This window comes from Malikia sp., from assembly GCF_028687635.1.
In the GTDB taxonomy this organism is placed as follows: Bacteria; Pseudomonadota; Gammaproteobacteria; order Burkholderiales; family Burkholderiaceae_C; genus Malikia.
Map to the genome: position 1 here is coordinate 1 of NZ_JAQTZS010000040.1, position 13,586 is coordinate 13,586.

At 68.0% G+C, this 13,586-nt stretch carries 13 protein-coding genes and 1 other RNA gene; 9 read left to right on the forward strand and 5 right to left on the reverse strand.

Annotated elements, in window-relative coordinates; genetic code table 11:
* The 4 genes from PHR85_RS14845 to htpX form a co-directional block, all read left to right on the forward strand.
* On the forward strand, positions 1-642 hold a 642-nt coding region (locus PHR85_RS14845; protein WP_300055873.1), incomplete at its 5' end, for an amidohydrolase family protein.
* Between the two features lie 17 nt (positions 643-659).
* A complete protein-coding gene (locus PHR85_RS14850; RefSeq protein WP_300055876.1) occupies positions 660-1,466 on the forward strand; it encodes an NYN domain-containing protein in 807 nt (268 codons plus the stop codon).
* Between the two features lie 63 nt (positions 1,467-1,529).
* Positions 1,530-2,366, forward strand: coding sequence for a DUF3025 domain-containing protein (locus PHR85_RS14855; protein ID WP_300055879.1), 837 nt, complete (start codon positions 1,530-1,532; stop codon positions 2,364-2,366).
* Between the two features lie 148 nt (positions 2,367-2,514).
* Positions 2,515-3,387 carry a protease HtpX gene (gene htpX / locus PHR85_RS14860; protein WP_300055882.1) on the forward strand — a complete coding sequence of 291 codons (873 nt, stop codon included), beginning with the start codon at positions 2,515-2,517 and terminating at the stop codon, positions 3,385-3,387.
* 15 nt (positions 3,388-3,402) lie between these two features.
* Here htpX and PHR85_RS14865 read toward each other — a convergent pair whose 3' ends face one another.
* The 3 genes from PHR85_RS14865 to cysK all read right to left on the reverse strand — a co-directional run bounded on the left by PHR85_RS14865 (position 3,403) and on the right by cysK (position 6,788).
* On the reverse strand, positions 3,403-5,238 hold the full coding sequence (locus PHR85_RS14865) for an NAD(P)/FAD-dependent oxidoreductase (RefSeq protein WP_300055885.1): 1,836 nt from the start codon (positions 5,236-5,238) through the stop codon (positions 3,403-3,405).
* 107 nt (positions 5,239-5,345) lie between these two features.
* On the reverse strand, positions 5,346-5,678 hold the full coding sequence (locus PHR85_RS14870) for a hypothetical protein (protein ID WP_300055887.1): 333 nt from the start codon (positions 5,676-5,678) through the stop codon (positions 5,346-5,348).
* A 186-nt stretch (positions 5,679-5,864) separates the two neighbouring features.
* The gene (gene cysK / locus PHR85_RS14875; RefSeq protein ID WP_300055890.1) at positions 5,865-6,788 is read right to left on the reverse strand and encodes a cysteine synthase A; all 924 of its coding nucleotides are present in this window, start codon (positions 6,786-6,788) and stop codon (positions 5,865-5,867) included.
* Between the two features lie 101 nt (positions 6,789-6,889).
* Here cysK and rnpB point away from each other — a divergent pair.
* Positions 6,890-7,245: RNase P RNA component class A (rnpB, locus tag PHR85_RS14880), an RNA gene on the forward strand.
* 47 nt (positions 7,246-7,292) lie between these two features.
* On the opposite strand, the gene PHR85_RS14885 is transcribed toward rnpB, so the two are convergent.
* Positions 7,293-8,021 (reverse strand): RNA pseudouridine synthase, encoded by a 729-nt coding sequence (locus PHR85_RS14885; protein ID WP_300055893.1) that lies wholly within the window; start codon positions 8,019-8,021, stop codon positions 7,293-7,295.
* Complete coding sequence (locus PHR85_RS14890) at positions 8,014-9,672, reverse strand: MBL fold metallo-hydrolase (RefSeq protein ID WP_300055896.1); 1,659 nt, start codon at positions 9,670-9,672, stop codon at positions 8,014-8,016. The genes PHR85_RS14885 and PHR85_RS14890 overlap by 8 nt, the downstream gene beginning before the upstream one ends.
* Before the next feature lie 177 nt (positions 9,673-9,849).
* Between PHR85_RS14890 and PHR85_RS14895 the strand changes: the two genes are divergently transcribed.
* Genes PHR85_RS14895 through PHR85_RS14910 form a run of 4 tightly spaced genes read left to right on the forward strand, consistent with a single transcriptional unit; the run spans position 9,850 to position 13,347 of the window.
* Complete coding sequence (locus PHR85_RS14895; protein ID WP_300055898.1) at positions 9,850-10,509, forward strand: OmpA family protein; 660 nt, start codon at positions 9,850-9,852, stop codon at positions 10,507-10,509.
* A 52-nt stretch (positions 10,510-10,561) separates the two neighbouring features.
* Complete coding sequence (gene dapF, locus PHR85_RS14900; RefSeq protein ID WP_300055900.1) at positions 10,562-11,446, forward strand: diaminopimelate epimerase; 885 nt, start codon at positions 10,562-10,564, stop codon at positions 11,444-11,446.
* A gap of 18 nt (positions 11,447-11,464) precedes the next feature.
* Positions 11,465-12,163, forward strand: coding sequence for a DUF484 family protein (locus PHR85_RS14905; RefSeq protein WP_300055904.1), 699 nt, complete (start codon positions 11,465-11,467; stop codon positions 12,161-12,163).
* Positions 12,160-13,347: a class I SAM-dependent rRNA methyltransferase gene (locus PHR85_RS14910; protein ID WP_300055907.1), complete on the forward strand. Its 1,188-nt coding sequence runs from the start codon at positions 12,160-12,162 to the stop codon at positions 13,345-13,347. Before PHR85_RS14905 ends, PHR85_RS14910 begins: the two co-directional genes overlap by 4 nt.
* The last annotated feature ends 239 nt before the right edge of the window (positions 13,348-13,586 follow it).

A 13,586-nucleotide genomic window follows, 5' to 3' on the forward strand; every position in this document is an offset into this window, starting at 1 on the left:
GTGCTGCTGCTGGTGCACGGCGAGGTGACCGACCCGGCGATCGACCTGTTCGACCGCGAGGCCGTGTTCATCGAGACCCAGCTCGCGCCGCTGCGCCGCGATTTCCCCGAGCTCAAGATCGTGATGGAGCACATCACGACCCGCGAGGCGGCGCAATACGTGGCCGGGGCCGACCAGTTCCTGGGCGCGACCATCACCGCGCATCACCTGCTCTACAACCGCAATGCCATTTTCACTGGCGGCATCCGTCCGCATTACTACTGCCTGCCGGTCCTGAAGCGCGAGACGCATCGCCAGGCGCTGGTGGCAGCGGCGATCAGCGGCAACGCCAGGTTCTTCCTCGGCACCGACAGCGCGCCGCACCCTGCCCACCTGAAGGAGCACGCGACCGGCTGCGCGGGCTGCTACACCGCGCACGCGGCGATCGAGATGTACGCCGAGGCCTTCGACGCCGCCGGCGCGCTCGACAAGCTGGAAGCCTTCGCGAGCTTCAACGGCCCGGACTTCTATAGCCTGCCGCGCAATACCGGCACCATCACGCTGCGCAGGGAAAGCTGGACCCCGCCGGCGTCGTTCGCCTTCGGCGAGGCCGAGCTCAAGCCGCTGCGCGCGGGCGAGGCGCTGCCCTGGAAGCTGGTCTGAGCTGAGACAGCGCAGCGATGAGGGAGGAACAAAAAAGAATCGCGCTGCTGATCGACGCGGACAACATGCCCGCCAGCAAGATGGATGACATCCTGGCCGAATTGTCGAGGTATGGGGTCATCAATATCCGGCGTGCCTATGGCAACTGGACGAAGGCCAATCTGCAGGCATGGGTGGAGCGTTTGCATGAATTTGCCATCCGTCCCATGCAGCAGTTCGACCTGACCAAGGGCAAGAAGGCGAGCGACATGGCCTTGGTCATCGACGCGCTTGATCTGCTTTATACCGACCGGCCCGATGCGTTTGGTCTCGTTTCGTCCGATGCCGATTTCACGCCGCTGGCGATGCATCTGAAGGCCAAGGGGGCTGCGGTGTACGGCTTCGGGCTGCAGCAGACACCGCAGCCGTTCCAGCGGGCTTGCACCCAGTTCCTGCTGGTCGAAAACCTCGGGGAGAGCTTGCCCCGGGCTCCTGAGCCTGCTTCCCTTGTCAAGGAGGTGCAATTCACGGATGTTCCGGCCCCCGCCGCACCTTGGCCGACCAACAAGCTCAGACAGGACACCCGTCTGGTCAAACTGTTGCGGGGTGCCGTGGAGTCTTCTGCGGCAGATGATGGCTGGGCGCAGCTCGGCATGGTGGGTAAGCACATCAGCAACCAGGCATCGTTCGATTCGCGAAATTTTGGGTATCCCAAGCTGGTGGCTCTGATCGAGGCGACACAGCTGTTCGAAGTCAAACGTCATCAGCTGGCGGTTTTTGTTCGCGACAAGCGCTGGAACAAACTCAATGGAGTCGTCGCGAGCCAGGAGCGCTCCGCATCCTGACAGGCTGGCAGATCAGTCACGACCATGGCCGGAGCAGGCCGGAAAATTTCTGGAGGATGAGGTTTGGATTCGCACAGTGATGAGGCCGGTGGCACGCAACGACATTTCTCGCGCCTGATCGACTGGTCCGAGCCCTGGCTGGCGCCCTGGCGCGGGCCGGGCGAGCCGATCGCGGCCGACGCGCTGGCCGGCGGCGACCTGCCGGCGGCGCTCAATGCCGTCGCGCTGGCGCCCAGGCGTTTCGTGCCGCAGGCCGAGCTGCCCGAGGGAGTGGCCTACGAGGCGCATATCTTCGCGACAGGCGCCGTGCCGACGCGCGAGGGTCAGCACGACTTCTTCAACGCGCTGTGCTGGATGCGCTTTCCCGTCACCAAGCTGCTGTTGAACCGCCTGCAGGCGCAGGCGATCGAGGCCGCCGGTGGAGTCGGCACCCGGCGCGGCCCGCTGCGCGACGCGCTGACGCTGTTCGACGAGAACGCCGCGCTGCTGCAGGCGCCCGAGCCGATCTGGCAGGCGCTGCTGGCGCGCGACTGGAGCCGGCTGTTCGTCGAGCTGCGCCCGCTCTGGGCACAGTCCACGCTGCTGCTGTTCGGCCATGCGCTGACCGAGAAACTGGTCGCGCCCTACAAGTCGATCACGGCGCACGTGCTGAAATTGCCAGTTCCGCTCGATCTGCCGACGGATCTGCTGCCAGGGACCGGGCAAGGTGGAGCGAACGTGGCAGGCATGGTCCATCCCTGGGACGACTGGCTGGCCGGCCAGCTCACGCCCGAATGGCTGGCGACCAAGCCCTACACGCCACTGCCAGTGCTCGGTACGCCGGGCTGGTGGCCTGCCAATGAAGACCCGACCTTCTATGCCGACGTCCAGGTGTTCCGTCCGCCGCGAACAGCGGGCTGAGTCACTCGTGCTAGGTAATAACCCTGAGTGATCTGTGGGAACGGGCTTGAAGCCTGCCACCGCCGACCTCATATCATGCCGGTAAGCGCAGGATTTGCCGGTTCGGCAGTCCGCGCCCTCATCATCCCCATTCGGAGTTACTTCTGACATGAAACGCATAGCTCTCTTCGTCCTGACCAACCTGGCGGTCATGCTGGTGCTCAGCGTCACCGCCAGACTGCTGGGCGTGGACCGCTTCCTGACCGCCAACGGCCTCAACCTCGGCGCGCTGCTGGGCTTCTCGCTGATCATGGGTTTCGGTGGCGCCATCATCTCGCTGCTGATGAGCAAGCCGATGGCCAAGTGGAGCACTGGCGCGGTCGTCATCAACGAGCCGCGCAACGCCGACGAGGCCTGGATCGTCAACACGGTGCAGAAGTTCGCGGCCAAGGCCGGCATCGCGATGCCCGAGGTCGCGATCTACGAGGGCGAGCCCAACGCCTTCGCCACTGGCGCGACCAAGAATTCGTCGCTGGTCGCCGTCTCGACCGGCCTGCTGCAAGGCATGACGCACGAGGAAGTCGAGGCCGTGATCGGTCACGAAATCGCCCACGTGGCCAACGGCGACATGGTGACGATGACGCTGATCCAGGGCGTGATGAACACCTTCGTCGTGTTCCTGAGCCGGGTGGTCGGCTACGCGGTCGACAGCTTCCTGCGCAAGGGCGACGAGCGCGAGAGCAGCGGCCCCGGCATCGGCTACATGGTTACCAGCTTCGTGATGGAGGTCGTGCTCGGCTTCGTGGCCGCCATCATCGTGGCCTGGTTCAGCCGCCAGCGCGAGTTCCGCGCCGACGCCGGCGCCGCCCAGCTGATGGGCCGCAAGCAGCCGATGATCAACGCGCTGGCCCGTCTGGGCGGCCTGCAGCCGGGCGAGCTGCCGCAGAGCATGGCGGCGATGGGGATTGCCGGCGGCCTGGGCAAGCTGTTCTCGACCCATCCGCCGCTGGAAGAGCGCATCGCGCGCCTGCAGCAGTCCTGATCTGCTGAAAAAACGTTATCGGCTACCGACCGTCGCCACCGCCACCGCTTCGGCGACCTTGATGCCATCGACGCCCGCCGACAGGATGCCGCCCGCGTAGCCCGCGCCTTCGCCGGCCGGATACAGCCCCTCGACGTTCAGGCTCTGGAAATCCTCGCCGCGCGTGATGCGCAGCGGCGACGAGGTGCGGGTCTCGACCCCGGTCATGACCGCGTCGGCCATGTCGTAGCCCTTGATCTTGCGGCCGAAGACCGGCAGCGCCTCGCGCATGGCCGTGACCGCGTAGTCCGGCAGCACCTGGGCCAGATCACCAAGCTTGATGCCGGGCTTGTAGGAAGGCTGCACTTCGCCGAGGTGGTCGGACGGCTGGCCGGCCAGGAAATCCCCGACCCGCTGGCCTGGCGCCTGGTAGTCGCGTCCGCCGGCCTCGAAGGCCCTGCTTTCGAGCTGGCGCTGGAACACCACGCCGGCGAGCGGATGGATCTTGCCTTGCGCGTGCAACGCCTGCGCCTGGGCCGCGTAGCGCGCGCCATCGGCCGCATCGAACGCCGCGATCCAGGCCTCGGCATCGAGTGGGTAGTCGCCCGGCTCGATCCCGACCACCATGCCGGCGTTGGCATTGCGCTCGGCGCGCGAATACTGGCTCATGCCGTTGGTGACGACGCGATTCGGCTCGCTGGTCGCCGCGACCACGGTGCCGCCCGGGCACATGCAGAAGCTGTAGACCGCGCGGCCGTTGTCGGCGTGGTGCACCAGCTTGTAGGCGGCCGCGCCCAGCAGCGGATGGCCGGCATGCCGGCCCCAGAGCGACTGGTCGATCACGCTTTGCGGGTGCTCGATGCGCACACCGATCGAGAACGGCTTTGGTTCCAGGAACACGCCGGCGTCGTGCAGCATCGCGAAGGTGTCGCGCGAGCTGTGTCCGAGCGCGAGCACGACATGGCGCGCCGCCAGCTCATGCAATTCGCCGCTGGCCAGGTCCTGCACCTTCAGGCCGCGCACGCGCTGGGGCTGGAAGCCTGCGGGCGCATCGCCACCCGTTGCGGGTTCGAGCAGCAGCTCGGCGACGCGCTGCTCGAAGCGGATCTCGCCGCCGAGCTCGATGATCTGGTCGCGCATGGCCTCGACCACCTTGACCAGCTTGAAGGTGCCGATATGCGGGTGCGCCATGTAGAGGATTTCGGGCGGGGCGCCGGCGGCGACGAACTCCCGCATCACCTTGCGGCCCAGGAAACGCGGGTCCTTGATCTGGCTGTAGAGCTTGCCGTCCGAGAACAGCCCGGCGCCGCCTTCGCCGTACTGCACGTTCGATTCAGGCGTCAGCACCTTCTTGCGCCACAGGCCCCAGGTGTCCTTGGTGCGCTGGCGCACCGGGCGGCCGCGTTCGAGCACGATCGGCTTGAGGCCCATCTGCGCCAGCGCGAGCGCCGCGAAGATGCCGCAGGGGCCGAAACCCACCACGACCGGGCGCTCGGCCAAGTCGGTGGGCCAGCCGGCCGGGGCGTGGGCCGGCGCGTGCCAGCTCATGTCGGGCGTGCGGTTGATGTGCGGGTTCTGCTCGAATTTCGCCAGCAGCGCGGCTTCCTGCGTTGGCTCGGCCAGGGTCAGGTCGCAGATGAAGACCGCCAGCAGCTCGACCTTGCGCGCGTCGAAGCTGCGCTTGAAGACCTGCAGCTCGGCAATCTCGCTGTCGGCGATGCCGAGCGCCTGCGCGGCGAGCCGGCGCAGTTCGGCTATCGGGTGCGGCGGCGGCAGCCGGTCCTCGTCGGTCTCGGTCGGGGCGTCGGCGGCGCGGCGGGTCTCGACCGGCAGCGCGGTCAGCGGGAGTTTGAGTTCGGAGATTCGGATCATGTGGGCTCGTGGTGATCAAGCAATCGAGCCGCCGATGATAAGGACTTTGCCCGGAGGCCGTCGCGCTGGTCGCGCTGACGGCCTCCCGCCGCCGGGCGGGGGTCGGTTTACTTCTGGGCTGGCATGGCCGGAGCTGCCGGAACGGCAGCGGTGGCGGGCGTCGCCGACACAGCGGGGGTGGTGGACTTGGCTGCCGTAACTGGCGCCGGCTTCTTCTTGACCACCTTCTTTGCCTTCGTCACCTTCCTGGGCAGCTCCTTCGCCGTCGCCTGGGGCGCTTCAGCCCTCTTGAGTTCGGTCGGGGCAGCCGGGGTCTTCGCTTCAGCGCTCACGGCTTTGGTGGCGGGAGCAGCAGGGACTGCCGGCGTGGCAGGTGTCTGTGCCTGGGCGCTCAGGGTGATCGCGGCGGCGGACAACAGGGCGAACAGGGACTTCTTCATGGTGCGGGCCTCTTGGCGGTGAGTCAGGAACAGCCCTGACAAGCTCCATGTTGATGGCCCAGACTTAGCGCAGAGTTAAGGTTTACGGCCCGTTACGAATGCAATGTTTTGCAACTTCCGGTCTGCTTCGCCGCTTCTTTCTACTGGCTAGGGCAGCGGGTCGGCCGCTGCCCGTCAGTGCCGCGCTCAAGCCGGCAGGAAACCCTCGACCGACAGGTAGCGCTCGCCGGTGTCGTAGTTGAAGCCCAGCACGCGGGCCGCCGCCGGCAGCTCGGGCAGCTGCTGCGCGATCGCGGCCAGGGTGGCGCCCGACGAGATGCCGACCAGCATCCCTTCCTCGCATGCCGAGCGGCGGCCGTACTCGCGCGCCGCCTCGGCCTCGACCTGGATCACGCCGTCGAGCAGCGTGGTGTCGAGGTTCTTCGGGATGAAGCCCGCGCCTATGCCCTGGATCGGGTGCGGTGCTGGCGAGCCGCCCGAGATCACCGGTGAGGCGCTCGGCTCGACCGCGTAGACCTTGAGCTGCGGCCATTTGGCTTTCAGCACGCGCGCGACGCCGCTTAGGTGGCCGCCGGTGCCCACGCCCGTGATCAGCGCGTCCAGCCCCTCGGGGAAGTCGGCCAGGATTTCCTGCGCGGTGGTGCGGCTGTGGATCTCGGTGTTGACCGGGTTGTCGAACTGCATCGGCATCCAGGCGCCGGGCGTCTGCTCGACCAGTTCCTCGGCGCGCGCGATCGAGCCCTTCATGCCCTTTTCGCGCGGGGTCAGGTCGAAGCTGGCGCCATAGGCCTGCATCAGGCGGCGGCGCTCGATCGACATGCTGTCGGGCATGACCAGGATCAGCTGGTAGCCCTTGACCGCCGCGACCATCGCCAGGCCGATGCCGGTGTTGCCCGAGGTTGGCTCAATGATGGTGCCGCCGGGCTTGAGCAGGCCGCGTTGCTCGGCGTCCTCGACCATGGCCAGCGCGATGCGGTCCTTGACCGAGCCGCCCGGGTTGCTGCGCTCGGACTTGATCCAGACCTGCGCCTGCGGGAATTCGGCGAACAGGCGGTTGACGCGGACATGTGGCGTGTTGCCGATGGTGGCCAGGATGTTGTCGGCTTTCATGGGTCTCCTTCGAGTGGCAAATGCGAAAAAATTCCATTTTGGACCAAGCCATGGCGCGCTGTCCGCATAAGCTCATGCGGAAAGCGCGATAATGGCGGCGTGAAGCCTGCCAGACCGCCGCTGGCGCAAGTCCCGAAAGGGCGCGCTGGAGGAACGTCCGGACTGCACAGGACAGCGTAGGAGTTAACGACTCTCCACCGCGAGGTGAGGATCAGAGCAACAGAGACGAGTCCCTTGGAACCATCCGCCCCGGCGGCAGGAGCCTTGGGGGTGAAACGGGCAATCTCTACGCGCAGCAACACCAAGTAGGCCAGCGTTGATGTGGTTCCGCAGAGTTGGCGGGTAGGTGGCACCGAGCCATGTGGGTGACCCATGGCCAAGATGAATGGCGGTCACGCCGGGGGTTTCGCAAGGAGCCTCCGGTGCACAGAATCCGGCGTATCGGCAGACTTCACAACTTATTCCAGAGCCAGGCCCGCCAGCAGCGCGCCTGGCTTTTTGGTTTCAGAACCGTTCGTGCAGGCCCAGCAGGCGCCATTCCCCAGCTTGCACCTGTCCCAGCGCGACCCGGCCCAGCCGCATGCGCTGCAGGGCTTGCGGCTTGAGGCAGGCTTGCGCCAGCCAGGACGGCAGCCGCTCGGGCGCGTAGGCCTTGAGCGCCAGCCGCAGCCGGGTGCGTTCGTCACTGCGGCTGCTCACGCTGAGCTTGAGGTAGGGGGTGCGCGGCCCCGGCGCGAGCCGGTCCACCTCCTGCTCCAGCGCCTCCAGCTTGGCGGCCGGGACCGCTCCCGCCAGATCCAGCATCCATTCGTGTTCCAGCAGCAGCGCATCCTCATGCAGCTTGCGCTGCACGCCCGGGCTTTGGGCGAACACGGCCAGTCCGCTGCAGGCGGCCGGCATCGGGCTGGCGCAGCGCAGGTGCTTGACATGCCAGGGCCGCAACAGGCCCTCGGGTTGGACCAGTCCGGCCAGCGGCTGGCCCTCGGCCAGCGCGACGCCGGCCGGCTTGTGCCAGAGCAGGGTGAGCGGCGTCAGCGTCTCGCCCAGCCCCTTGGCGTCGACCTCGACTGCTTCGTCACTCACGCGCCGGGCCGGGTCGTCGGCGATCACGCCATCGACCCGGACCCAGCCGCCCTCGATCAGGCGCTCGGCTTCGGCGCGCGAGCAGGCTTGCAGCGTGGCGACGCGCTTGGCCAGGCGTTCGCCTTCGGATTTTTGCTTCGGTTCAGACATTGAAGCCTCCCAGGCTTTCGATTCGTTGTACATGCGCCAGCAGCGACAGCTTGGCCACCGGCCAGAGCCGCTCGGGCGCGTCGTCGTAGGCCAGCCGGACCCAGTCGTCGGGCGTGCCTTCGGGCAGCGCGCGCATCGCGGCGGCGACCTTGGCCTCGCGCGCGAGCCGGTGCGCCTTCAGGCGCTCGATCGCTTGCGGCGCCGATCCGAGCACATGGCCGTGGGCCGGCAGGATGAAGCCGACCCGCCATTCGGCGCAGGTCGCCAGCAGCCGGTCGAGCGAATTCAGGTACTCGTCCATGTTGCCGTCCGGCGGCGCGACCACGGTGGTGCTGCCGTTGAGCACATGGTCGCCGCTGAACAGCAGGCCGTCCTCCTCCAGCAGCAGACAGAGGTGGTTGGCGGCGTGGCCCGGCGTGTGCAGCACGCGCAGCGTATGCATCGCTTCGCCCGCAGGGTGGCACAGCAGCAGCCGCTCGCCGTCGGCGAGTTCGCGCTCGGGGCTGAAGTGGCTGTCGTGGCGCGCGTCCGGCCCGCTGCTCAAGCCCAGGATCATTGGCCTGGGGTGTCCGGACTGTTCGACCAGCGCCTGCAAGCGCGCCGCGCCGGGCGAGTGGTCGGGGTGCGAGTGGGTGCAGATGATGGCGCGGATGTCGCCTCCGGCCGCGCGCCAGAGCCGCTCGATGTGAGCCGGCTCGTCCGGGCCGGGGTCGATCGCGACATGGCCGGTCGCCGGATCGCCGACCAGGTAGCTGTTGGTGCCGGGGCCGGTCATGAAGCCGGGGTTGGGCGCGGTCAGGCGCTGGACGTTCCTCAGCAGCCCGACCGGGTGTTCGCTTTGCCAGTCGAGCGAGTGCAGCAACTGGCCGTCGGGGCAGGTCAGCTCGAGTTCGCCGAACGCGGCTTCGTGCTCCATGACCGCATGCTTGCGACCACCCAGCCAGCCCGCGCGCGGACAGCTGCTCCAGAGCGGTTGCTCGTGGGTGGCGCTTAGCGCGAGCACCTCGTCCACGCGGGCATGCTGCTTGAGCCAGCCTAGCGTGTGGATCGTCGGGTGGATCAGATGCAGCTGGCCCGCCGCGTGACGCTCTAGCGCATCCTGCGGCCGCAGCCAGACCGGCTCGAACTGCTCGGTTTCGTCGGCCACCGGCTGCTGGCCTTCCGGCATGCGCGCCACCAGGAAGGGCACGTCGAAGCGGATCGGCAGGTCGCGGTCGGTGATCCAGTGCGCGAGCCAGTAGACCTGATCGGCCGCCAGCGTCAGGCCGCGCGCGGCGCATTGCGTGGCGAAGCTGCCTTGGCGGTCGAGCGCGGCCATGTCCTGCTGGTTGACCCAGCGGCCGTCTGGGTGGCGCGCCAGCAGCACGCCGAGTTCCTCGAAGCTCTCGCGTATGGCCGCGATCGCGTGTGTCAGTCGCGCGTCGTCCTGCGATGGACGGCGCGCCGCCAGCGCATGCGAACGGGCATCGGCCTCGTCCAGTCCGCCACCGGGAAAGACATAGGCGCCCGGCGCGAAGCGCGCGCTGGCCGAACGGCGCGTCAGCAACACCTCCAGTCCTGCTTCACCGTCGCGCAACAGCAGCAGGGTGGCGGCCGGACGCGCCGGCACAGGAACATGCGGGGGGTGCAGGAGTTGGGTCGGGCGTGGCATCTGTGGGGGGTGTGACGGAGGGCCTGGTTCGACGCATCTGGAGGGGGTGCAGCGTGCGTCCCGGGAAAACGCCTATGGTAAGGCGCCCGGGAGTTGTAAGCCAGGAGACTGTTCAGTCGGCCGCTTTGGGTCTACACTTTTCATGTCACTGACAAATATGATCCAAAGGAGTAATTGATGAATAGAAACATCCTGATTGCCACGCTGGCCGGCGCCGTCGTTCTTTCCGGTTGCGCCAACATGAGCGAGGAGCAAAAGAGCGGTACTGGCAAGGGCGCCGCTTACGGTGCGGCCGCCGGCGCGGTGCTGGGCGCCATCACCGGCAGCGGCACCAAGGGCGCGGTGCGCGGCGCTGCCGTCGGTGCGGCGGCGGGTGCGCTGGGTGGTTATGCCTGGTCCTCGCGGCTGGAGCAGCAAAAACGCGAGCTGGAGGCCAGCACGCGCGGCACCGGCGTCGAGGTCACGCAGACCGCCGACAACCAGCTCAAGCTTCACATCCCGAGCGACATCTCCTTCGACAGCGGTCGGGCTGACATCAAGTCCAACTTCCGCTCCATTCTCGACGACTTCGCCCGTGGCCTGCAGAACAACCCCAACGCGCGTGTGAGCATCATCGGCCACACCGACAACGTGGGCAGCGACGCGGTCAACGACCCGCTGTCGATCAACCGCGCCGCCAGCGTGCGCAACTACCTGACCTCGCGCGGCATCTCGTCGAGCCTGATCAGCATCGACGGCCGTGGCGAGCGCGAGCCGATCGCCAGCAACGACAGCGCCGATGGCCGCGCGCGCAACCGCCGCGTCGAGATCTTCGTGAGCGAGGTCGCCGCACGCTGAAGAAGCCCCGACCGTCAGGCCGGCCAAGGCCTGACGGCCCGATAATGCGTCCATGCGGATTCCATTCACCAAGATGCAGGGCGCGGGCAACGACTTCGTCGTCCTCGACGAGTCGCGCGGCCGTTTCGGCCTAAGCGCCGAGCAATACCGTTTCCTGGCCGACCGGCATTTCGGTATCGGCGCCGACCAGATCCTGACCGTGCGCCCGGCGCCCACGCCCGAGGTCGACTTCGAGTACCTGATCCACAACGCCGACGGCGGCGAGGTCGAGAACTGCGGCAACGGCGCGCGCTGCTTCGTGCGCTACGTGCACGAGCGTGGCCTCACGCACAAGGAGGTCGTGCGCGTCAAGGTGCATGGCGGCGTGATCGAGCTGCGCCTCAACCCGGACGGCCGGGTCACGGTCGACATGGGCGCGCCCGTGTTCGACCCGCCGCGCGTGCCCTTCGACCCCACCGGCCTGCAGCCCCAAGCCTGCGGTGACTGGCAGACCTGGCCGCTGGCGCTGGATCTGCCTGCTGGCATGGTCACGGCGCCGGTCGCGGTGGTCTCGATGGGCAACCCGCACGCGGTGCTGCGGGTCGACGCTGTCGAGACCGCGCCGGTCGCCGACTGGGGGCCGTTGATCGAGCACCATCCGGCCTTCCCCAAGCGTGTCAACGCGGGCTTCCTGCAGATCGTTGATCGCGGCAACGTCAAGCTGCGCGTCTACGAGCGCGGCGCGGGCGAGACCCTGGCCTGCGGCACCGGCGCCTGCGCGGCGGTGGTCGCCGGCATCCGGCTGGGCCTGCTCGACGAGCAGGTCGATGTGCAGGCCCGGGGTGGCCGGCTCACGATCGCCTGGGCGCTGTCGCAGGGGCTGGATGCCCCGGTGCTGATGACCGGCCCGGCCGTCACCGTGTTCCAGGGCGAGATCGAACTGCCCGAGCCGAGCTGAAACGGGCCGCGCCTCGCCATGGACAGCGGCACGCAGTTCCAGCCCATCACCGAGGACGACATCGCGTACTTCCTCGTCAATACGCCAGGATTCTTCGAGCGGCACGCCGAGCTGCTGGCCAGCGTGCAGCTGGGCAGCCCGCACGGTGGCCGCGCGATCAGCCTGCAGGAGCGCCAGGTCGAGCTGCTGCGGCGCAAGATCCATGACCTTGAGTTCAAGATGGCCGATATGCTGCGGCTGGGCCGCGACAATGTCGTGATCGCCGACCGGCTGCTGGGCTGGACCCAGGCCTTGCTGCACGCGCACTCGGATCGCGACTTGCCCGATCTGCTGCAGGCCGAGCTCAAGACGCGTTTCCAGCTGACGCAGGTCGCGCTGCGGCTCTGGGGCCTGGCGCCCGAGTTCGCGTCCCTGGATCAGGCCCATGGCGCCAGCGAGTCCGAGCGGGCCAGCGCGGCGGCGCTGCAGCAGCCCTATTGCGGCGCCCATTTGGGCCAGGAGCCGGTCGCCTGGCTGGATCAGCCCGAGGCCGCGGCATCGATCGCGCTGCTGCCGCTGCGCGCCGAGGCTGGCGCCCCGGTGTTCGGCCTGCTGGTGCTGGCCTCGTCCGACCCGCAGCGCTTCCAGCCTTCGATGGAGACCGACTTCCTGCGCCACCTTGGCGAGCTGGCGGGCGCCGCGCTCTCGCGCCTGTTGCCCGACAATAGCTCCCCATGAAAATCATCAGACTCAAGCCGGCCAAGGAAAAGTCCCTGTTGCGCGGCCATCCCTGGGTGTTCGACGGCGCCATTGCCAAGGGAGGCGGTGACGCCGGCGAGACCGTGCGGGTCGAGAGCGCCGAAGGCGCTTTCCTGGCCTGGGGCGCCTATTCGCCCCAGTCGCGCATCCGTGTGCGGGTCTGGAGCTTCGACGAGGGCCAGCGCATCGATGCCGCCTTCCTGCGCGAACGCCTGCGCCGTGCCATCGCGCTGCGCGCGCCGCTGGCCATCGCGAGCGACGGCGTGCGGCTGGTGCACGGCGAGTCCGACGGCCTGCCCGGCCTGGTGGTCGACCGCTACGGCGACATCCTGGTCGCGCAGTTCACCAGCTGCGGCCCCGAGCGCTGGAAGGCGGTGCTGGCCGACGCGCTGCTCGAACTGACCGGGCTGAGCCGGCTCTACGAGCGCAGCGATGCGAGCTCGCGCGCGCTCGAAGGCCTGCCCGAGGTCACCGGCTGGCTGCGCGGCGCGGGCGAGACCGCCTGCGTGATCCACGAGAATGGCTGGAAGCTGGGCCTGGATGTGGCGCTCGGTCACAAGACTGGCTACTACCTGGATCAGCGCGACAGCCGCGGCGACATGGCCGACTACGCGCGCCGCTTCGGCTTCCAGCAGGTGCTCAACTGCTTCAGCTACACCGGCGGCTTCTCGGTCGCGGCGCTGGCCGGCGGAGCCCAGCATGTGACCTCGATCGACTCGTCGGGGCCGGCGCTCGAGCGCGCCCGTGCCAATATCGATCTCAATGGTTTTGAGCCGGCGCGCGCGACCTTCCTCGACGCCGACGTCAACGCCAGCCTGCGCCGCTTCCTGGCCGAGGGCCGGACCTTCGATGCCATCGTGCTCGATCCGCCCAAGCTCGCGCCGACGGTGGCGCATGCCGAGCGCGCCGCGCGTGCCTACAAGGACATCAACCGGCTGGCGTTCAAGCTGCTGAACCCGGCCGGAGTGCTGTTCACCTATTCCTGCTCGGGCGGCATCGGCATCGAGCTGTTCCAGAAGATCGTCGCCAGCGCGGCTTCCGATGCCGGCGTCGATGCCGTGATCCTGCAGCGCCAGGGTGGCACGGCCGACCACCCGACCGCACTGGCCTTCCCCGAGGGCGAGTACCTCAAGGGCCTGGTGCTGATGCGCCGACCTGGCTGAAGCGAGCTCAGGCTGGCAGGTCCCGGCACGGATCAAGCGGGGCTTGACCCGAACTGAGCGAACTGAGCGGCAAGCCTCGGGGTTCAGCCCGAGGTTCGAGCGATCAGGCCGACCAGCAATTCTCAATTTGGCCGAACGAGAGCAAACTGGAGGCGTAGAGACTTCTGACAGAGGCTGTCATGGCTGGGATGCTCAAGGGTAAGACGCTGGATTTCGCGCAAGTGATGCATCGGGTGCGC